20 protein-coding genes and 1 pseudogene are annotated in these 16,246 nt (G+C 68.0%); 11 read left to right on the forward strand and 10 right to left on the reverse strand.

The annotated features are described in order from the left end of the window. Positions 1-5 precede the first annotated feature (5 nt). Genes D8M35_RS00765 through D8M35_RS00775 form a run of 3 tightly spaced genes read left to right on the forward strand, consistent with a single transcriptional unit; the run spans position 6 to position 2,326 of the window. On the forward strand, positions 6-1,403 hold the full coding sequence (locus D8M35_RS00765; RefSeq protein WP_126890084.1) for an FAD-dependent oxidoreductase: 1,398 nt from the start codon (positions 6-8) through the stop codon (positions 1,401-1,403). Between the two features lie 12 nt (positions 1,404-1,415). Beyond that, the gene (locus D8M35_RS00770; RefSeq protein ID WP_126890085.1) at positions 1,416-1,811 is read left to right on the forward strand and encodes a low molecular weight phosphatase family protein; all 396 of its coding nucleotides are present in this window, start codon (positions 1,416-1,418) and stop codon (positions 1,809-1,811) included. Next, positions 1,808-2,326 (forward strand): GNAT family N-acetyltransferase, encoded by a 519-nt coding sequence (locus D8M35_RS00775; RefSeq protein ID WP_126890086.1) that lies wholly within the window; start codon positions 1,808-1,810, stop codon positions 2,324-2,326. The genes D8M35_RS00770 and D8M35_RS00775 overlap by 4 nt, the downstream gene beginning before the upstream one ends. Before the next feature lie 12 nt (positions 2,327-2,338). Here the strand turns inward: D8M35_RS00775 and D8M35_RS16915 are convergent, their stop codons facing one another. The 4 genes and pseudogenes from D8M35_RS16915 to D8M35_RS16480 all read right to left on the reverse strand — a co-directional run bounded on the left by D8M35_RS16915 (position 2,339) and on the right by D8M35_RS16480 (position 4,743). Further along, the gene (locus D8M35_RS16915; RefSeq protein WP_202976503.1) at positions 2,339-2,794 is read right to left on the reverse strand and encodes a toll/interleukin-1 receptor domain-containing protein; all 456 of its coding nucleotides are present in this window, start codon (positions 2,792-2,794) and stop codon (positions 2,339-2,341) included. Between the two features lie 382 nt (positions 2,795-3,176). After that, positions 3,177-3,858, reverse strand: a pseudogene (locus D8M35_RS00785) (cation diffusion facilitator family transporter). After that, on the reverse strand, positions 3,855-4,208 hold the full coding sequence (locus D8M35_RS00790) for a helix-turn-helix transcriptional regulator (protein ID WP_126890088.1): 354 nt from the start codon (positions 4,206-4,208) through the stop codon (positions 3,855-3,857). The pseudogene D8M35_RS00785 and the gene D8M35_RS00790 overlap by 4 nt, the downstream one beginning before the upstream one ends. 91 nt (positions 4,209-4,299) lie before the next feature. After that, positions 4,300-4,743: a M23 family metallopeptidase gene (locus D8M35_RS16480; RefSeq protein ID WP_161972543.1), complete on the reverse strand. Its 444-nt coding sequence runs from the start codon at positions 4,741-4,743 to the stop codon at positions 4,300-4,302. Here D8M35_RS16480 and D8M35_RS16485 point away from each other — a divergent pair. Then, positions 4,640-5,122 carry a hypothetical protein gene (locus D8M35_RS16485; RefSeq protein ID WP_162604345.1) on the forward strand — a complete coding sequence of 161 codons (483 nt, stop codon included), beginning with the start codon at positions 4,640-4,642 and terminating at the stop codon, positions 5,120-5,122. The two genes, D8M35_RS16480 and D8M35_RS16485, sit on opposite strands and share 104 nt — an antisense overlap. A gap of 270 nt (positions 5,123-5,392) precedes the next feature. On the opposite strand, the gene D8M35_RS00800 is transcribed toward D8M35_RS16485, so the two are convergent. Both D8M35_RS00800 and D8M35_RS00805 read right to left on the reverse strand, forming a co-directional pair. Then, positions 5,393-5,986, reverse strand: coding sequence for a DUF305 domain-containing protein (locus D8M35_RS00800; protein ID WP_126890090.1), 594 nt, complete (start codon positions 5,984-5,986; stop codon positions 5,393-5,395). A 106-nt stretch (positions 5,987-6,092) separates the two neighbouring features. Further along, positions 6,093-6,548: a hypothetical protein gene (locus tag D8M35_RS00805; protein ID WP_126890091.1), complete on the reverse strand. Its 456-nt coding sequence runs from the start codon at positions 6,546-6,548 to the stop codon at positions 6,093-6,095. A 204-nt stretch (positions 6,549-6,752) separates the two neighbouring features. Here D8M35_RS00805 and D8M35_RS00810 point away from each other — a divergent pair, with 204 nt between their 5' ends. After that, on the forward strand, positions 6,753-7,253 hold the full coding sequence (locus D8M35_RS00810; RefSeq protein ID WP_202976504.1) for a DUF4396 domain-containing protein: 501 nt from the start codon (positions 6,753-6,755) through the stop codon (positions 7,251-7,253). A gap of 82 nt (positions 7,254-7,335) precedes the next feature. Here the strand turns inward: D8M35_RS00810 and D8M35_RS00815 are convergent, their stop codons facing one another. The 3 genes from D8M35_RS00815 to D8M35_RS00820 form a co-directional block, all read right to left on the reverse strand. Next, on the reverse strand, positions 7,336-7,989 hold the full coding sequence (locus tag D8M35_RS00815; protein ID WP_202976505.1) for an IS30 family transposase: 654 nt from the start codon (positions 7,987-7,989) through the stop codon (positions 7,336-7,338). Between the two features lie 9 nt (positions 7,990-7,998). Then, positions 7,999-8,421, reverse strand: a complete 423-nt coding sequence (locus tag D8M35_RS16920; protein ID WP_202976506.1) for a helix-turn-helix domain-containing protein — start codon at positions 8,419-8,421, stop codon at positions 7,999-8,001. A 204-nt stretch (positions 8,422-8,625) separates the two neighbouring features. Next, the gene (locus D8M35_RS00820) at positions 8,626-10,533 is read right to left on the reverse strand and encodes an ATP-dependent endonuclease (protein WP_126890092.1); all 1,908 of its coding nucleotides are present in this window, start codon (positions 10,531-10,533) and stop codon (positions 8,626-8,628) included. 651 nt (positions 10,534-11,184) lie between these two features. Between D8M35_RS00820 and D8M35_RS00825 the strand changes: the two genes are divergently transcribed. From D8M35_RS00825 to eno, 6 genes are all read left to right on the forward strand, one after another. Continuing rightward, complete coding sequence (locus D8M35_RS00825; RefSeq protein WP_076693227.1) at positions 11,185-11,691, forward strand: universal stress protein; 507 nt, start codon at positions 11,185-11,187, stop codon at positions 11,689-11,691. A gap of 5 nt (positions 11,692-11,696) precedes the next feature. Then, the gene (locus D8M35_RS00830) at positions 11,697-12,434 is read left to right on the forward strand and encodes a 2,3-diphosphoglycerate-dependent phosphoglycerate mutase (protein WP_063718739.1); all 738 of its coding nucleotides are present in this window, start codon (positions 11,697-11,699) and stop codon (positions 12,432-12,434) included. Beyond that, positions 12,431-12,934 (forward strand): CrcB family protein, encoded by a 504-nt coding sequence (locus tag D8M35_RS00835; RefSeq protein ID WP_002854165.1) that lies wholly within the window; start codon positions 12,431-12,433, stop codon positions 12,932-12,934. The genes D8M35_RS00830 and D8M35_RS00835 overlap by 4 nt, the downstream gene beginning before the upstream one ends. Beyond that, entirely contained in the window at positions 12,931-13,302 is a 372-nt protein-coding gene (locus D8M35_RS00840; protein ID WP_002854166.1) for a CrcB family protein, read from the forward strand. The genes D8M35_RS00835 and D8M35_RS00840 overlap by 4 nt, the downstream gene beginning before the upstream one ends. Before the next feature lie 47 nt (positions 13,303-13,349). Then, positions 13,350-13,835: an inorganic diphosphatase gene (locus D8M35_RS00845; RefSeq protein WP_002854167.1), complete on the forward strand. Its 486-nt coding sequence runs from the start codon at positions 13,350-13,352 to the stop codon at positions 13,833-13,835. A 142-nt stretch (positions 13,836-13,977) separates the two neighbouring features. Next, entirely contained in the window at positions 13,978-15,312 is a 1,335-nt protein-coding gene (eno, locus tag D8M35_RS00850; protein ID WP_126890093.1) for a phosphopyruvate hydratase, read from the forward strand. Here the strand turns inward: eno and D8M35_RS00855 are convergent. Further along, complete coding sequence (locus D8M35_RS00855) at positions 15,297-16,223, reverse strand: LysR family transcriptional regulator (protein WP_002854169.1); 927 nt, start codon at positions 16,221-16,223, stop codon at positions 15,297-15,299. The two genes, eno and D8M35_RS00855, sit on opposite strands and share 16 nt — an antisense overlap. Positions 16,224-16,246 lie beyond the last annotated feature (23 nt).

The following is a 16,246-nucleotide window of genomic DNA, read 5'->3' on the forward strand; positions in this document are numbered from 1 at the left end:
CTCCCATGACCCTCACCCTCACCGTCCCACCCCGAGCCGACGCGGACCGCCTGACCGGGCTGCCCGTCGCGGTCATCGGCGCCGGCCCCGTCGGGCTCGCAGCCGCCGCGCACCTGCTCGAGCAGGGTCTGCCCGTCGTCGTCTACGAAGCCGGCGACCAGGTCGGTACGTCCGTCCGGGCGTGGGGGCACACCAGGCTGTTCTCCCCGTGGCGGTACGTCATCGACGACGCCGCCCGCCGGCTCCTCGAACCCACCGGCTGGACTGAGCCGCGCCGGTCGTCGCTGCCGACCGGCAACGACCTCGTCGCCCAGTACCTCGAACCGCTCGCCCAGACACCCGAGCTGGCACCGGTGATCCGGTACGAGGTCCGCGTCGACGCGGTGTCCCGGCAGGGCATGGACCGCACCCGCTCCGCCGGCCGCGCCGACACCCCGTTCCTCCTCCGCCTCCACACCGCGGACGGCGTCGAGGACGTCACCGCCCGCGCCGTCGTCGACACCTCCGGCACGTACACGTCCCCGAACCCGCTCACCGCCGCCGGCCTCGCCCCCGCAGCGGACCTCGGCGACCGCATCGTGCACGCTCTGCCCGACGTGCTCGGCGCGGACCGGGCTCGGTTCGCCGGGAAGCGGGTCCTCGTCGTCGGGGCCGGCCACTCGGCAGCGAACACGCTCATCAAGCTCGCCGCCCTCGCCAAGAACGAACCGGGCACGACGCTGCTGTGGGCGATCCGGAACGCCGGCACCGCTCGCCTCGGCGCGGACGCTGCCGATGGGCTCGCCGCACGCGGGCAGCTCGGCTCGAACGTGCACGGCCTCGTCGAGTCCGGGCACATCGAGCAGCTTGCCTCGTTCGAGATCGACGACGTCCGTCCCGTCGGCGACCAGGTCGCCGTCACCGGCCGCCGTGCCGGGGAGCCGTTCGCGGTGACGGTGGACGTTGTGGTGAACGCGACCGGGTTCCGGCCCGACCTCGACATGCTCCGCGAGATCCGCCTGGGCCTGGACGACATTGTCGAAGCACCGCGGGCGCTCGCGCCACTGATCGACCCGAACCTGCACTCTTGCGGCTCCGTCCCGCCGCACGGTGTCGCGGAGCTGGCGCACCCGGAGCCGAACTTCTTCATCGCCGGGATGAAGTCCTACGGCCGCGCCCCCACGTTCCTGCTCCTCACCGGCTACGAGCAGGTCCGCTCCATCGCCGCGGAACTCGCCGGCGATCATCAGGCCGCCCGCGACGTGCAGCTCGTGCTCCCCGAGACCGGCGTTTGCACCACCGATGTTGGCGGCTCATCCTCCTGCGGCGTTCCCGCCACGAACGAAGCGGCCGAGGGGTCGTCCTGCTGCGTTGCACCCGCCTCGGCCGCTCCGCCCGCCAGCAGCTCCTGCTGCACGAACTGAACCGGACCCCACATGACCACCAAGCCCACCGTGCTGTTCATCTGCAAGCACAACGCCGGCCGCTCCCAACTCGGCGCAGCCCTCCTCGAGCTCGCCGCCGACGACCGCTACACCGCCACCTGCGCCGGGATCGCCCCCGCCGACGAGGTGAACCCGTCGATCGCCGCGACCGTCGCGGAACTCGGCCTCGACATCAGCGACCGCGCCCCGCGGAAGGTCACCCCCGAACTGCTGGATCAGGCCGATGTGGTTGTGCTGATGAAACCCGGCCTCGACCTTCCCGCGACGCCCCGCGGGAAGGTGTTGCAGTGGTCGTTCCCGGACCCGGACTCCTGGGCCCCCGACGACGTCCGCCCCATGCGCGACGCCGTCGCCGCCCGCATCCAGGACGAGCTCCTGCACCCATGACCGATCCCACGGTCCTCGTGCGGCCGATGGCCGCCGCGGACTGGCCCGCCGTGGAAGCGATCTACCGGGAGGGCATCGCCACCGGGAACGCGACGTTCGAGGCGGCACCGCCGACGTGGGAAGCATTCGACGCCGGGAAGCTGCCGGAGCACCGGTTCGTCGCAGCCGACGGTGACGCGGTTCTCGGCTGGGTGGCGGTCTCTCCGATCTCCGCCCGGCCGGTGTACCGGGGCGTCGTCGAGCACTCCGTCTACGTCGCCGCCGCAGCGCGTGGTCGCGGCGTCGGACATCTGCTCCTCGACGCCCTGATCGCGTCGACCGAGGCCGCCGGCATCTGGACCATCCAGTCCGGGATCTTCCCCGAGAACGCCACCTCCCGCGCCCTCCACGCCCGCCACGGGTTCCGCGAACTCGGCACCCGAGAACGCGTCGGCCTCATGACGTTCGGGCCGTGGGCCGGGCAGTGGCGCGACAACGTCCTCGTTGAACGACGTAGCCCACGGGTTGGCTGCTGAGCAGCAGCGCTGTCAGTCGCTGACCGATGCCAGGCTCAGTGCGTCAGCTTCTTCACCGTTGAGCTCACCAACGAGTTCGGCGATCTTCTCGGCGATGACCGCCAACGAGTCTTCCTCCGTGCTCAGGCCACCGCGAGAGGCGAGCATCGGGCTTACCTGGTCAAGTTCCTCGAACGACACCCCGTGCAGCACCGGCACCAGCAGGCTCCGGCGCAGCAGAGCGCTGAGTTCACTGCTCGCCACACTGCGGTCCGTGCGGAGCTTGTCGAGCATCGCGGGCGTTACGAGCACGATTCCGATGCGGGACGTCACGAGCCCCTTGTCGATGGCTACCCGCATGTCGGTGCCAAGCTGAAGAGTGACCTCGCTGAACCAGACCGACACGTCCTCGCCGCGGAGCAAGTCGTAGAGGTCCTTCGCGTCTGCCTGACGATCCGGCCACGCGTGACAGAGGAAAACGTCGTGCACCTGCGTCCGCGTCGCGGCTGCTGCGCGCACCGGCTCCAGGTCGCGAACTTCCTGCGCTGTGTACGAGACCGAGGACGTGCTCGGCTGCCAAGACGGCCGAGCGGCGCGTCGGGCCCCTCCTCCACCGCCGCTGCTACCCCGACTGATGCCGGCGCCACTCCGCACTGATGCGGCTGGAGCGGGGAAGGATGGGTGCGAACGCGGCGGCGAGTAGCTGTACCGTCCGCGCCGTCCGCAAGACGGGCACGCAGCAGCAGCTGCGGAGGACCGATGACCCCGTACGGGCGCGGTGCAGTACGACATGCGGCTGATCGTATCCACAGCCACCGACACCGATGAGCCACCTCATCAGGCGATGAGATATGGACCCACCTCGACGGAGTCAGCAGCAGTCGCAGGCGTCGACTTCTCGCTCGCCGGTGAGCGCAGAGACGGGCTGCTTGCACGCGTCACCGCGCCACGCTTCCAGACCTTCCCGGACCGCGAAGACGACCACGACGAGCCCCGCCACCGGGTCTGCCCATGACCATCCAAACAGGGTGTTGCAGCAGGCCGATGAGGACGGCAGCCGAGAGGTAGCTGCAGACGAGGGTCTGCTTCGAGTCCGCGATCGCGGACGCGGAGCCGAGTTCCTTCCCGATGCGCCGTTCCAACAGGCTGAGGAACGGCATGACCGTGAGGCTGACCGCAGCGAGGATGATGCCCACGGTGCTGTGCTCCGGCTGGCGGAGCCCAGCGAACGTGAGGCCGGCGTTGACGGTGACGTACAGCGCGAGGCCGAAGAACGACACCGCGATGACCTTCAAGGCGGTGCGCTCTCGCGCCTCCGGGTCACGTCCGGCGAACTGCCACGCCACCGCGGCGGCGGAGAGGACTTCCACGATTGAGTCGAGGCCGAACCCGATCAGTGCCGTCGAGGACGCCACCGTGCCGGCGGCGATCGCTATCACGGCTTCGATCACGTTGTAGGTGATCGTCGCGGCGACGATCCACCGCACCCGCCGCTGTAATACGCTCCGGCGCGTAGCCGACAAGGGCGCAGCGAGCTGCACGGCGGCGCTCATGCGCCGGCCCCGCAGCACAGCGGTACGTCGCAGTCCTCGTCCGCGCATCCGGCGCCGTCGTCGACAGCGAGCACGACGTCGACCAGCGCGTCTATCGCACGTGTCAGGTGCGGGTCCGCGATCTCGTACCGGGTGCTTCGCCCCTCCTGGACGGCGACGACAATGCCGCACCCACGCAGGCACGCGAGATGGTTTGACACGTTCGTGCGCGTTAGATCCAGCTCCTCCGCCAGCCGCGCCGGGTAGCCAGGCTCGTCGAGCAGTCGGAGCAAAATCCGGGCTCGCGTCGGATCGGCCAGCGCCCGGCCGAGACGGTTCATCACGTCAAGCCGCGAAGCAATGGTCAGCATACGGTGACTATACAGCCGACGATGAGCATAGGACGAGAGCCACCCTGTCTCGATAGCCGATGGCGCTCCGGACATTGGCGTGGCTGACGTCCTAGAGGGTGCGTCCAGCGTTCGCGGTGAGCCACGGGATCGGGTTGACGGGCGTGGTGCCGCCGGGCATGACTTGGAGGTGCAGGTGCGCTCCGGTGCTCGCGCCGGTGTTGCCGACGAGTCCGACGAGCTGCCCGACCGCGACGGTGTCACCTGGTCGCAGCGGTGAGGAGCCGAAGATCATGTGCGCGTAGAGGGTGGAGACGAGGCGGCCGTCGATCTGGTGGTCGATGATGACGTACTGCCCGTACTCCGGGTGCGTTGTCGACACTCGGACGGTGCCGGCAGCAATAGCGCCGATGGGGGTGCCAGCACCGGGAGTGAGGTCGACGCCCTGGTGGATGGAGGAGCAGGTCGCGCATGGTGCGCTGCGCGGGCCGAACGGTGAGCTGATGGTGATGGCACCGGCGATGGGCCAGCGAATGTCGCCGGTACCCGTGTTCACGATCGTGCCGCCTGTGGTCACGGGGACGCTCTGCTTCGTCGACGGGGAGGAGCCGGTCGACGTCGTTCGTGGAGCGGGTGTGGTCTTGGTGATGACGGGCTTCGGGGCCGGCTTGGTGATCGTGTATCCGTCGCGGTCGACCGCGACGGTCAACCCAGACGCGGTGAAGCTCTGCCCGGCAGCGGTGGGAGCGACTCCGGGCACGACGGCCGCGGGGCCGGTCGTTGCCTGCGCGGGCAGCGCTGCGGCAGCGGTGAACAGTGCCATCGCGGCCGCAGCGCCGGTGATCGGGACCGCGGCGAGAACGCGTGACCGCAGCGAGCGGATCGGCGTTACCGGTGCGAGCGTCGCGGTCGGTAGTGGCCGCGGTACCGGCTGATTAGCGGCGGTGGTCGTTGCGCGACCAGTGCGGTTGGTGGTCAGGGTTGCGGCGGCTCGTTCGGCGGCGAGGGCTTCGCGGCGCGTCAGGGGTGCGGGAATGGCGGGGGTCTGGTGGTGCTGCTGGGGCACGGACAGGCTCCAAGAGTGGTGGTGGCCGGCAGGCCTAAACATGGGGTGACCCGAGCGGGAGTCGGGCAGAGGGGAAGGGGTGGAGCCGGTCGTGGGCCGCGGCGGGAAGGGGGGAGCCCGCCGCGACCCACGCCGGGGTTTAGAGGGACGCGAGCATGTCCTGCATCTGGGTGATCTGCTCGGTCTGGCTCGACACGATCGACTTCGCCATCGCGACGGCGTCGGTGTTCTTGCCCTTGTCGACTTCGGTCTTGGCCATGTCGACGGCGCCCTTGTGGTGCTGGACCATCTGCTCGAGGTAGAGCTTTGCGGCGTCCTTCGCGGACGCCTGGTCGAGGTCGTTCATGTCGGAGTCGGACATCATCCCGGACATGGAGTGCCCCATCCCGGAGTGCTCCGACTCGGTCGGCTCATCCCAGCCCTTCAGCCAGCTGGTGAGCTGGCTGATTTCCGGGGACTGCTCGGCCTTGATCTGCTTCGCGAGGTCGGTGACGCCGGTGTCGACGCCGGAGCCCTTGGCGAGGAGCATGTCGCTCATCTCGACGGCCTGCTTGTGGTGCGGCAGCATCATCTGCGCGAACATCACGTCCTGGTCGTTGTGCGCCGATGCAGCCGACGTCGACGACGATGCGCCAGCGTCGGAGCTGCTGTTGCCGGCGGAGCAGCTGGCGAGGGTGAGTCCGAGGGTCAGTGCGGCCGCGACCGCGAGCGTGCGCGTGGTGGTGGTGTGCATGATCTTCCGTTCCCGTGGATGCGTCAGGTGTTCCGGGCAGGCGGACGCCTGCCGGATCTGGGCATGCGGGAGCCACCCTTCGGGGGTGGGGTCCCGCAGGGGCGGATCAGATGCGGATGATCTGCAACGCCGTCAGTGACGGCGGTTTCGGTGCCGCGATGCGGCGCGGCAGCCGGTCAGCCAGCGCGAGCAGGCGCGCGAGCAGGTAGAGGATGCCGCCGGTCCGTGCGCGCAGCAGCGCCCACGTGAACAGGGCGACCGTCAGCGCGCACGCCATCCCCATCAGCGAGCACATCAGCGCACAGAGGCCGCTGTCACAGCCTGCATCGGTGAGGACGGTCATCACCGCTGTCACGGGAGCTGCGTGCTCACCGTGGCTGGCAGCCGCGACGTGGCTGTGCTCGGCGGTGGCCGCGGGAGCAGCCATCGGGTGCTCGTGGCCGGCGGTGTGCCCGGCCATCGTGCGCATCAGGAGCGTGAACCCGACCAGCAGCAGCAACGCCAGCGTCGCCGTGGCCTGCAACAGCAGCCGGCGACGCGGGGAGACGGTGGTGGTGAGCATCAGTCTTTCGAGCAGACGGGTCGGAGGAGCGCTTCTATGGTGCGGTACCCCGAACGGCGGCGGCAACTCGGTGTCCGGATTCACACCGATCCCGCCGCGACCGACTCACTCGGGAACACCGCGCGGGGCCCCGCGTTACAGCGCATGGTACCCCCCAGGGGTATACGTGAACTGTTGACGTCAGCAGCGTCAGATCGGAGCAGCATGAACACGCACGAGCACCACCAGATGAGCGGACACGAGCACGCCGGCCACGCCACCGGGCACGGGACGACGACGTGGTCGATGGCGGCGCAAGCGACGCTGCACTGCCTCACCGGCTGCGCGATCGGTGAGGTTCTCGGCATGGTCATCGGCACCGCAGCCGGCTTCCATAACGCCGCAACTATCGTTCTGTCGATCGTCCTGGCATTTATCTTCGGCTACGCCCTCACCATGCGCGGTGTCATCAAGTCGGGCCTGACGCTCGCGGCGGCGTTCAAGGTCGCTCTCGCGGCGGACACTGTCTCGATCGCCGTCATGGAGATCATCGACAACACGGTCGTGGTCGCGATTCCGGGAGCGATGGACGCGCAGCTCAACCAGTGGCTGTTCTGGGGCTCCCTCGCCCTGTCCCTTGCCCTGGCGTTCGTGGTTACCACCCCGGTGAACCGGTGGATGATCAGCCGCGGGCTCGGCCACGCCGTCGTTCACGGCCACCACTGATCGTGGCAAGGAGCGCCGCCGGGAATCATCAGCCCGGTGGCGCTTCCTGCCGTTCAGCGCGTCTCGATGGACGATGGCGGTTTCAAGGGGTCGTTGCAACGGGTGGTTGTTTCGGGTCTGACAGTAGCTGCTGAAACGCTTCCGCCGGGGTGCGGTGGCCGAGAGTCTTGCGGGGTCGACCGTTGAGTTCGGCGGCGACCTCGAGGAGCCGTTCGGGTCTGCGAATGGTGAGGTCGGTGGACTTCGGGAAGTACTGCCGGAGTAGGCCGTTGGTGTTCTCGTTCGAGCCGCGCTGCCACGGCTTGTGCGGATCGCAGAAGTAGATCGCGAGGTCCGTGGCGAGGGTGATGTCCTTGTGCCGGGCAAGCTCCGTGCCCTGATCCCACGTCAACGACCGACGGAGATGCTCGGGCAGGGCCTGGATGGTGGGGATCATCGCGTCGCGGACCGCGTCGGCGCTGTGTCCATTGGGGAGGTGGAGCAGCATCACGTATCGGGTGGTGCGTTCGACGAGGGTGCCGATCGCGCTCCTGGCGTTGATCCCGACGATCAGATCGCCTTCCCAGTGCCCAGGAACAGCCCGGTCGTCGACCTCGGCCGGGCGTTCGCTGATCAGGATCATGTCGCGGATCTTCGACCACGACGCCCGCCGGGGCTCACCCCGGTGCCGGCGGATGGCGCGGCCGGTGCGGAGGTGTTTGTGCAGGTCAGCGCGCAGGTGCCCGCGGCCCTGCACGAACAGGGACTAGTAGATCGTCTCGTGCGACACGTGTATCTCCGGCCGGTTCGGGAAGGACCGGATCAGGTCATCACGGATCTGCTCCGGGGACCAGTTCCTCACCAACCGCAACTCGACCTGCAGCGCAAGCTCGACCCGGTCCAGCTTCCGGGGCTTGGGGCGCCGCGCTCGAACTCGGCACTGCTTCTCCGCCGAGTACGGCCGGTAATTCCCGCCAGCTGCAGCGTTCCTGCTGAGCTCGCGACTGATCGTCGATGGCGCCCGGCCGAGGGCTTTCGCGATCGCGCGCACGCCGACACCGTTGAGGCGCAGGTCCGCGATCTGCAGCCGCTCTTCCTGACTCAGGTACCTGTCCGAGCGAGGCTTGTGGGCGAACGGGTTTCGCCCGCCGGCTGCTTTGACCCATCGGTATCCCTGACGTCGATCCACGCCGACAGCATCACAGGCCGCCGTACGGCCAAGGCCCTGTCTCAATAGCTCCCAGAACCGAGCCTCTCGAGCGCGGTGTTCCAGCCTCGATCCCATCTGCAGCACTCCGATTCACGGTGGTGTTGCAACGACCGGCTGAACCCAAGGATCCCTCAGCGGGCTAGGACGCGAGTTAGGCCTCTGTTCGGCCGGGCTCAGTAACACTCAAGGAGTGGAAGCAACGAGTGCGCGAGCGGCGACCATTACCTCCATGAGTTCACCACTGGGGGCAGCCGGGCACTCCTGAGCGGCCAGGGCGTATGTCGCCGCGTTTTTCCCCGCAGCGCCACGACCGCTGTCGACGATTGACTGCCGAGTGCTGTTCCACTCGCCCCACTCGTTGTCGATTACGTCCTCCAGCCGGTCTGCCCACACGTGGAGAGTGGCGCTGACCTGTCCCTCGGGGTTATCTACGACGGTCTCTCCCAGGTACGCGAGTAGCCGTCGGTTCGTGCGGATCTCATTCACCTCGGTTGCAGCGGCATCGTGCTCTGGCTTGCCGTTGGCCCGTAGCCGCGAACCGCCGCCCTTGTCGTTATCGAACACGACGAGCGTCGGGATGGACAGTTCCGCCAGGATCGCGTGGGGTATGAAGAGATGCTGTTTTCCGCCGGAGTAAGCGACGGTTATGCCCTCCACCTCCAGAGCGGTCTGTCCTTTGCGTGCGGCAATGCCATCAAGGATGCCCTTATCGGTGTCGCCCTCGACCAAGACGACGGCGTCAGCGAAGAACGCCTCAGCCAGGTTCTTCGTCCACACCTGATCCCATCTTGACCGCAGGGCGTCATCGGTCACCTCGGAGCCGTTGAGTCGCTTGGTTACGGCATCAAGAGATGCGAGGTGAACGCTGACCGATGGATGCTCGTCCGGCGCGTGCTGGCGACGAGTGACACGACGAACCTGGTCAAAGAATCGTGGGTCAATGAAGTATGGGGAATGCGTCGCGTACATGACCTGGAGCCCGCCTGTGAGGTTATCTGCTAGATCCCGTAGCACTTTCGAGAATACCCGCGCCTGGGTTGGGTGTTGAAACAGTTCGGGCTCCTCGATGGCGAGGCAGATGACACTGCCGTCGTTACCTTGGGCGCCGCGGGCGGCGAGTAGTTTGAGTGATGAGATCAGCAGCGCTCGCTGGAAGCCGTGCCCCTGGCGATCCACGCTGGTTTCGTTCAGAGCGTCACTGATGGCGACGCTGATCGATGCCGGGCTGGGGCGTAAGTCTGAGGTGCGCGGGTGAAGTCGAATACCGCGGCCGGCGGTGAAGGCACGCACCTCGGCGGTCAGCGCGTCAGCCAGATCGTTGAGCTGCTCGCCGAGGTGTTCCTTGTTGATCGCCGTTTGCTTCTCGCTGACCTCTTTCGCAAGAGCCTCGAACGCTGCGTTGGCACTCTTCCGGTCAATGGTGCGTTCGAGGATGCGTCCGATGATCGTCTTCTTGCCCTCCACGCTCTCCTCGCTAGCGCGAAGATCAGCCGTCACGAGCACGAAGTCAAACAGCCCAGACAACTTGTTTTGTCCGTTGAACCCGAACAGGTGCGTGACTCCACTCTCCGTCTCTTCAAGACGATCGGGGTTGTGACTCTCCCATAGCGTCATCGCCTGGTCAGCAGCACCTTGGTTCTTCCAGTTTGGCAGCCCGGGTGCTTCACCGCGCGCAATCAGATCATCCCAGAGACCTCTCTTCTCCTTCGCTGATCCCGCGTTCCGGATTTCCTCGAACGCTGGAAATGACCGGGCTCGCGCAGTCATCTTGTCGCTGCCGTTATCCCAGATTCGCCAGGCCGTGAAGGTCGTGGAGCCGGGGGGAGCGTAAGTCGACCCGAGGGCTTCGCGATCCGCAACGCTGAGATCGGAGAACTTGACCTCGACGCTAATCCGCCGGTCCTCGACTGCCCCGGAATAAACATCCTCGTCGACCAGGCGTGTTTCACCGTTGAAGAACCAGTCCAGCGCGCGAAGGACTGTCGACTTACCTGCTCCGTTCGGCCCGACGAACGATGTCAAAGTTTCCATATCGACGCACACGTCCTCGAGGCACCGGAAGTTCTTGACCCTGATCGACTTGATGCGCATCTCTACCCCCTGATCGCGGCCGCGCGGCCGAAACTATTGTTACAGCGGCGGGTCTCCAACGCTGGAGCGACACGGTAGACGGGCTCGACGACGGTGCGGCACGGCAGGCATGTCGAGCGTGGCTGGCCGCTCATCATCCTCGCTTTGCAGGTTTGAATTCAGCGCTTCGCTCGTCGATCCTGGATCAAAGCGATGGGCACGCAGATCGCAAAAGCTATGAGAATCGGTTCCGCCCAACGCCCCGCTCCAGGGGTGAATGTGACGCTAGCCTCCGCCGTAGGGAAGCGGCGGTCCCTGCGAAGGGCGACAGAAACCACCGGTCGGCCGCGGACGGGCCGTCCGATAGCCGGTCGTGAACCGGACGTCCAATATTCAGGATGGGATCCTTCGGAGGGTGCACCCACGCGCTGTCCTGTGAGCAGCTCCGCTCAGTGTCGCCCTTCAAGCTTCTCTCCCTGTCGTCCCGCGTCACGAAGCGGACCGGTTCTCGAGGTGCGGAAGATCGTCGGTGCGGGCATGGGGTGGTGGGTGCATACTGGTGGTGTCTTCGGACCCGGCAGTGGGGCTTGCCGGACCCAACCTCGACACTCGTCGACAACAGTCCCTATCTCAGCTGGTTGCGCTTCTGTGCGCCTGAGGTAGGGAGATGTCATGGTCGAGTCGAGCACTGCCGGTGTTGTCGTGGTCGGTGTGCAGTCCGGGCAGGGGCACGACGTCGTCGGTGTCGCGGCTGCCGTCGCTGAACGCTTCAGCGCCCGCCTGGTGTGTGTGGTCGTCGATCCGGCGCTGCTGTCAGCGGGGGTGCGTGCGGACGGGTCGGAGATCATCGAACCGATCGACCCGGACACGGCGGACAGCGACCCGCAGCAGCTCCCCGACGAAGACATGCGGGTCATCAGAGATCTTGCTGCGGCGCGATCGGTCGACGTGGACTTCGTCTCCCGCGTCGGGGACCCGAGTCACGCACTCGCTGCGGTGGCTGAGGAACGTGACGCGGTGATGATCGTCGTCGGATCCCAGGCTGGCCGACGCCGGATAGCGGAACTGCTCACCGGGTCCGTCGCCGCGCACCTGACGCATCAGCAGCACCGGCCGATACTGGTCGTCCCGCACGACCCGGTCGGCGCCACCGTCCTCCTCCCGTCGGAAGCCCCGTGACGGGCATGCTGACGCTCCTGCGGCATGGGGAGAGCACCGCGAACGAAGCCGGCACCTTCACCGGGCTCCTCGACGTCCCGCTCACGCACCGCGGCGAACGGCAAGCATCCGCAGCCGGACAGCTCCTCCGGTCGAACCACATCACGCCGGACGTCGTGGTCACCTCCACATTGCGCCGTGCCGTCCGCACCGCCGAACTGGTCTGCGACGCCCTCGGGACACAGCTGCCCACGGAAGCGGTGTGGCAGCTCAACGAACGCAACTACGGTGCCCTGACCGGGATGACGAAGACCGACGCCCGTCGGATGCTCGGTGACGACGAGTACGTGCGGCTCCGCAGGTCCCGTACCGGCACACCGCCACCGATGTCGCTGCACCTGTGGGAGGAACTGCGGTCGAGCTCCGCGCTGCGCGGCCTGCCCGACGGCGCCCTCCGACGCACCGAGGCACTCTCGGACGTCATCAAGCGGGTCCGCCCCGTCTTGCACGACCGGCTCCTGCCGATGGTGCGGTCAGGGCGGAGCGTCCTCGTCGTCGCGCACGGGAACTCGCTCCGCGCACTCTGCGCATGCATCGACGACCTCACCGACCCGGAGCTCGAGCAGCTCAACCTGCCGACCGGGCAACCCGTGCAGTACCACCTCGCCCCGACGGGTGCTCTCGTCCCGCGGGGTGGGGCGTTCCTGGATCCGGTAGCAGCACAGCACGCCGCGGCGCTGGTCGCGGCAGAAGGCGGAACATGACCACCCGAACGGACACCCCGATGCCCGACGACCAGCTCCCTCCCGACCCGGACGTCGACGTCTCCGACCCGGCAACGACCATGCGGCCGGTGCATCTGCGGTGGCGGTACGTCGGCCTCGTCGCCGTCGGTGGGGCCGGCGGTACTGCCCTCCGCGACGTCATCAGTAGCGTGCTCCCTGCCGATGGCGGGGTGAGTTGGTCGATCTTCTGGATCAACATCACCGGGGCGCTGGCCCTCGGTGTGCTGTTGGAAGCGCTCGCGCACCGTGGGCCCGATGCCGGTCGCCGGAGGGTGCTGCGGCTGCTCCTCGGGACAGGGGTCCTCGGCGGGTTCACCACCTACAGCACCCTCGCCGAGTCCACCGCCGCCCTGTTCCTCGACGGCCACGGCCTCGCTGGCACCGGCTACGCGCTCCTCACTGTCCTATCCGGCGCGATCGCGACCGCCTGCGGTCTCGTCGTCGCCGGCTGGTTCCGTCCCCGAACGGAGGAAGCATGAACGCCGCCCTCATCGTCGTCGTCGCCCTCGGTGGCGGTGCCGGCGCTGCCGGTCGGTTCCTCCTCGACGGGCTGATCAACACCGGCCGGGAGTTCCGGCTCCCCGTCGGCACGCTGACGATCAACATCACCGGGTCGCTGCTGCTGGGGATCATCGTCGGCGCCGCCACGCACCTCGGCGCGGTGCCGGTCGCGGTCCTCGGCACCGGGGTGATGGGCGGCTACACCACGTTCAGCACCGCCAGCTTCGAAACCGTCCGCCTCGCCCGCAGCGGACGGATCACCGCCGCCGCGATCAACGGTCTCGGAATGCTCGTCGTCTCCGTCGCCGCCGCGACCGCCGGCATCCTCCTCGGCGGCACCCTGTGACCACCCCACTCACTGACCACACACCCGCTCCAGCACCGGAGGTACCCATGCTGTTCGACGTCACGATCGAGATTCCCCGCGGCAGCGGCAACAAGTACGAGGTCGACCACACCACCGGCCGGATCCGGCTCGACCGGGCGGTGTTCACCAGCATGGTGTTCCCCCAGGACTACGGCTCCATCGACAACACCCTCGGCGATGACGGCGACCCCCTCGACGCCCTGGTGCTCCTGCCCCGTCCCACGTTCCCCGGCGTCGTCATCACGGTCCGGCCGGTCGGGATGCTGCGCATGGTCGACGAGAACGGCGGCGACGACAAGATCCTCACCGTTCCCGCTGGCGACGACCGCTTCGCGCAGCTGCGGGACATCACCGATGTGCCGGAACACACGCTGGCGGAGATCGAGCACTTCTTCGCCCACTACAAGGAGATCGAGCACGGCAAGCACGTCACCACCAACGGGTGGGCCGACCGTGCTGCTGCCGAAGCCGTCATCCGCACCGCACAGAACGCCCACACCCGACACCCGTGACCCACGGGTCCACAGACTGCCGCGGGGAGGCACTGGCGCAGAGTGATCGCCAGCAGGTCGTCCCTCCGCCTCCCCGCGGCTTCCCCTTCCAACCACAGACCAGCTCGACGCATGACCCGAACCGAACCGAAGGAGCGTCACCATGAACGACTACATCAGCGGCATCCACCACCACGGAGCCCATCAGGGTGAGTACGTCACCCACCACGACCACCCCGTCACCATCGACGCCGTCCACGGCGCCCGCATCCTCGACTCCCGCGGCTACCCGACCGTCCGCGTGTCCCTCGAGCTCGACGACGGCCGCACCGTCACCGGGGACGCCCCCGCGGGCGCATCCACCGGCGCCCACGAAGCCGTCGAGCTCCGCGACGGCGGTTCCGCGTTCGGCGGCCGCGACGTCACCCAGGCGCTCCACCTGATCGACACCGACATCTCAGGGCTCCTCACCGGCCGGTCGTGGTCGGCGATCGGGCAGGTCGACGCCGCCCTTGCCGAACTCGACGGCACCACCGGGTACCGCCGGCTCGGCGCGAACAGCGTTGTCGCCACCTCAATCGCCGCATCCAGGGCCCTCGCCCATGCCGCGGACCTCCCGCTCTGGCAGTGGATCGCTGAGATCACCGGCTCGACGCCGCGGATGCCGGTCCCGCACTTCAACGTCCTCAACGGCGGCGCGCACGCAGCGAACGAGCTGGACTTCCAGGAGTTCATGATCGCTCCCGTCAACGCAGGCTCGATGGCAGACGCCGTCCGAATCGGCGCAGACGTGTACCACGCTCTCGCGGCGCTGGTTCGGGACCGGTTCGGCAGCCTCGGCCTCGGCGACGAGGGCGGTTTCGCACCGTCGATCGCTGCGCCCGAGGAAGCGCTCGACCTGCTCGTCGACGCGATCCGTACCGCCGGCTACGAGCCGGGCGTCGATCAGGTGGCGATCGCGCTCGATCCGGCCGCGAACGAGTTCTCCCAGGGCGACGGCTCCTACCGGGTGCTCAACGACAGCCTCGACCGGGACGGGCTGGTCGACTACTACCGGCACCTCATCGACACGTATCCGATCCGGAGCATCGAAGACGGGTTCGCGGAAGACGACCATGAGGGGTTCCGCCGCATGCAAGCGGCGCTCGGCGACCGGATCCAGATCGTCGGCGACGACCTCTACGTCACCGACCCACAGCGGATCCGCGACGGCGGCGAGCAGCAGCTGACGAACGCGGCACTGATCAAGCCGAACCAGATCGGGACCGTCTCCCAGACCCTCGGCGCGATCGCCACCGCCAAGAGCATCGGGATGGCCAGCATGGTCTCCCACCGTTCTGGGGAGACCACGGACACGTTCATCGCGGACCTCGTTGTCGGGACCGGCACCGGGCAGATCAAGTCCGGCGCACCCGGCCGCGGGGAACGCGTCGCGAAGTACAACCGGCTCACCGAGATCGCCGAGCAGCACCCGGAGCTGCCCTACGGACTGATCTGACCACCGGTACTCGAGCTGCGAGCAGTGTCCAGGAACGCCGTCACAGCGGGCCCCGGGCGGCCTGACCAGATCGCTCGCAGCGGCCGGATCAGTGGCGGGCCGAGCAGTAGCGCCCGGACGAGGGCACCGTCTTCGAGGTCAGTGTCGACGGTGCGGAGACTCATCACCGCGGGCGCGATGCCCGCTCGAGCGTTGGCGCGGATGATGCCAGTCGTTTCCAGCACTGCAGCCGGCGGGACCAGGGTCAGACCCGCGTCGTCGAGCCACGCTTCGACCGTGGAGCGGGTGCCGGACCCTTCCTCACGGAGCAGCAGGGGCGTCTCCGCGAGGTCATCCGAGGTGATGGCCGAAGCGCTTGCCCAAGGATGGTGCGGGGCGACGACGACCACGAGTTCGTCCTCATCGACCACCAACGATGAGAGGCCAATCGGCGCAGCAGGAGTCTCCGTGAACCCGACGTCGGCAGCGCCGGAACGGACGAGGTCGGTCACGTCGGCGGAGTTCCCCGCGATCAAACGCACCGACGCATCCGGCGTGGCAGCACGGTGGGTGAGCAGCCATCCGGGCAGCAGGAGTTCGGCGATCGTCTGCGACGCTGCGATCACGAGGGATCCCGCCGGTTCCCGCAGCGCGGCGACGCCTGCTTCAAGCCGCCGGGAGGCCTCCAACACCGGGACGGCGAGACCGAGCACCACCCGGCCGGCGTCGGTCAGCGCGGTCCCGGATGCCGTCCGGTGCGCCAGCGGCTGACCGGTCGCCTGCTCCGCCGCACGCAAGCGCGCAGACACCGCCTGCTGTGTCACCCCCAACACCTCGGCCGCGCGGGTCAACGACCCGGTCTCCGCGACGCGGACGAGGACCTCGAGGGTGTCGAGGTCCAGGATCCGGTCCGTCAACCGCCGCAGTGCCACAAGCAACCATTGTGCCCTGCCAA

Source organism: Curtobacterium sp. HSID17257 (assembly GCF_003989515.1).
Classification (GTDB): domain Bacteria; phylum Actinomycetota; class Actinomycetes; order Actinomycetales; family Microbacteriaceae; genus Curtobacterium.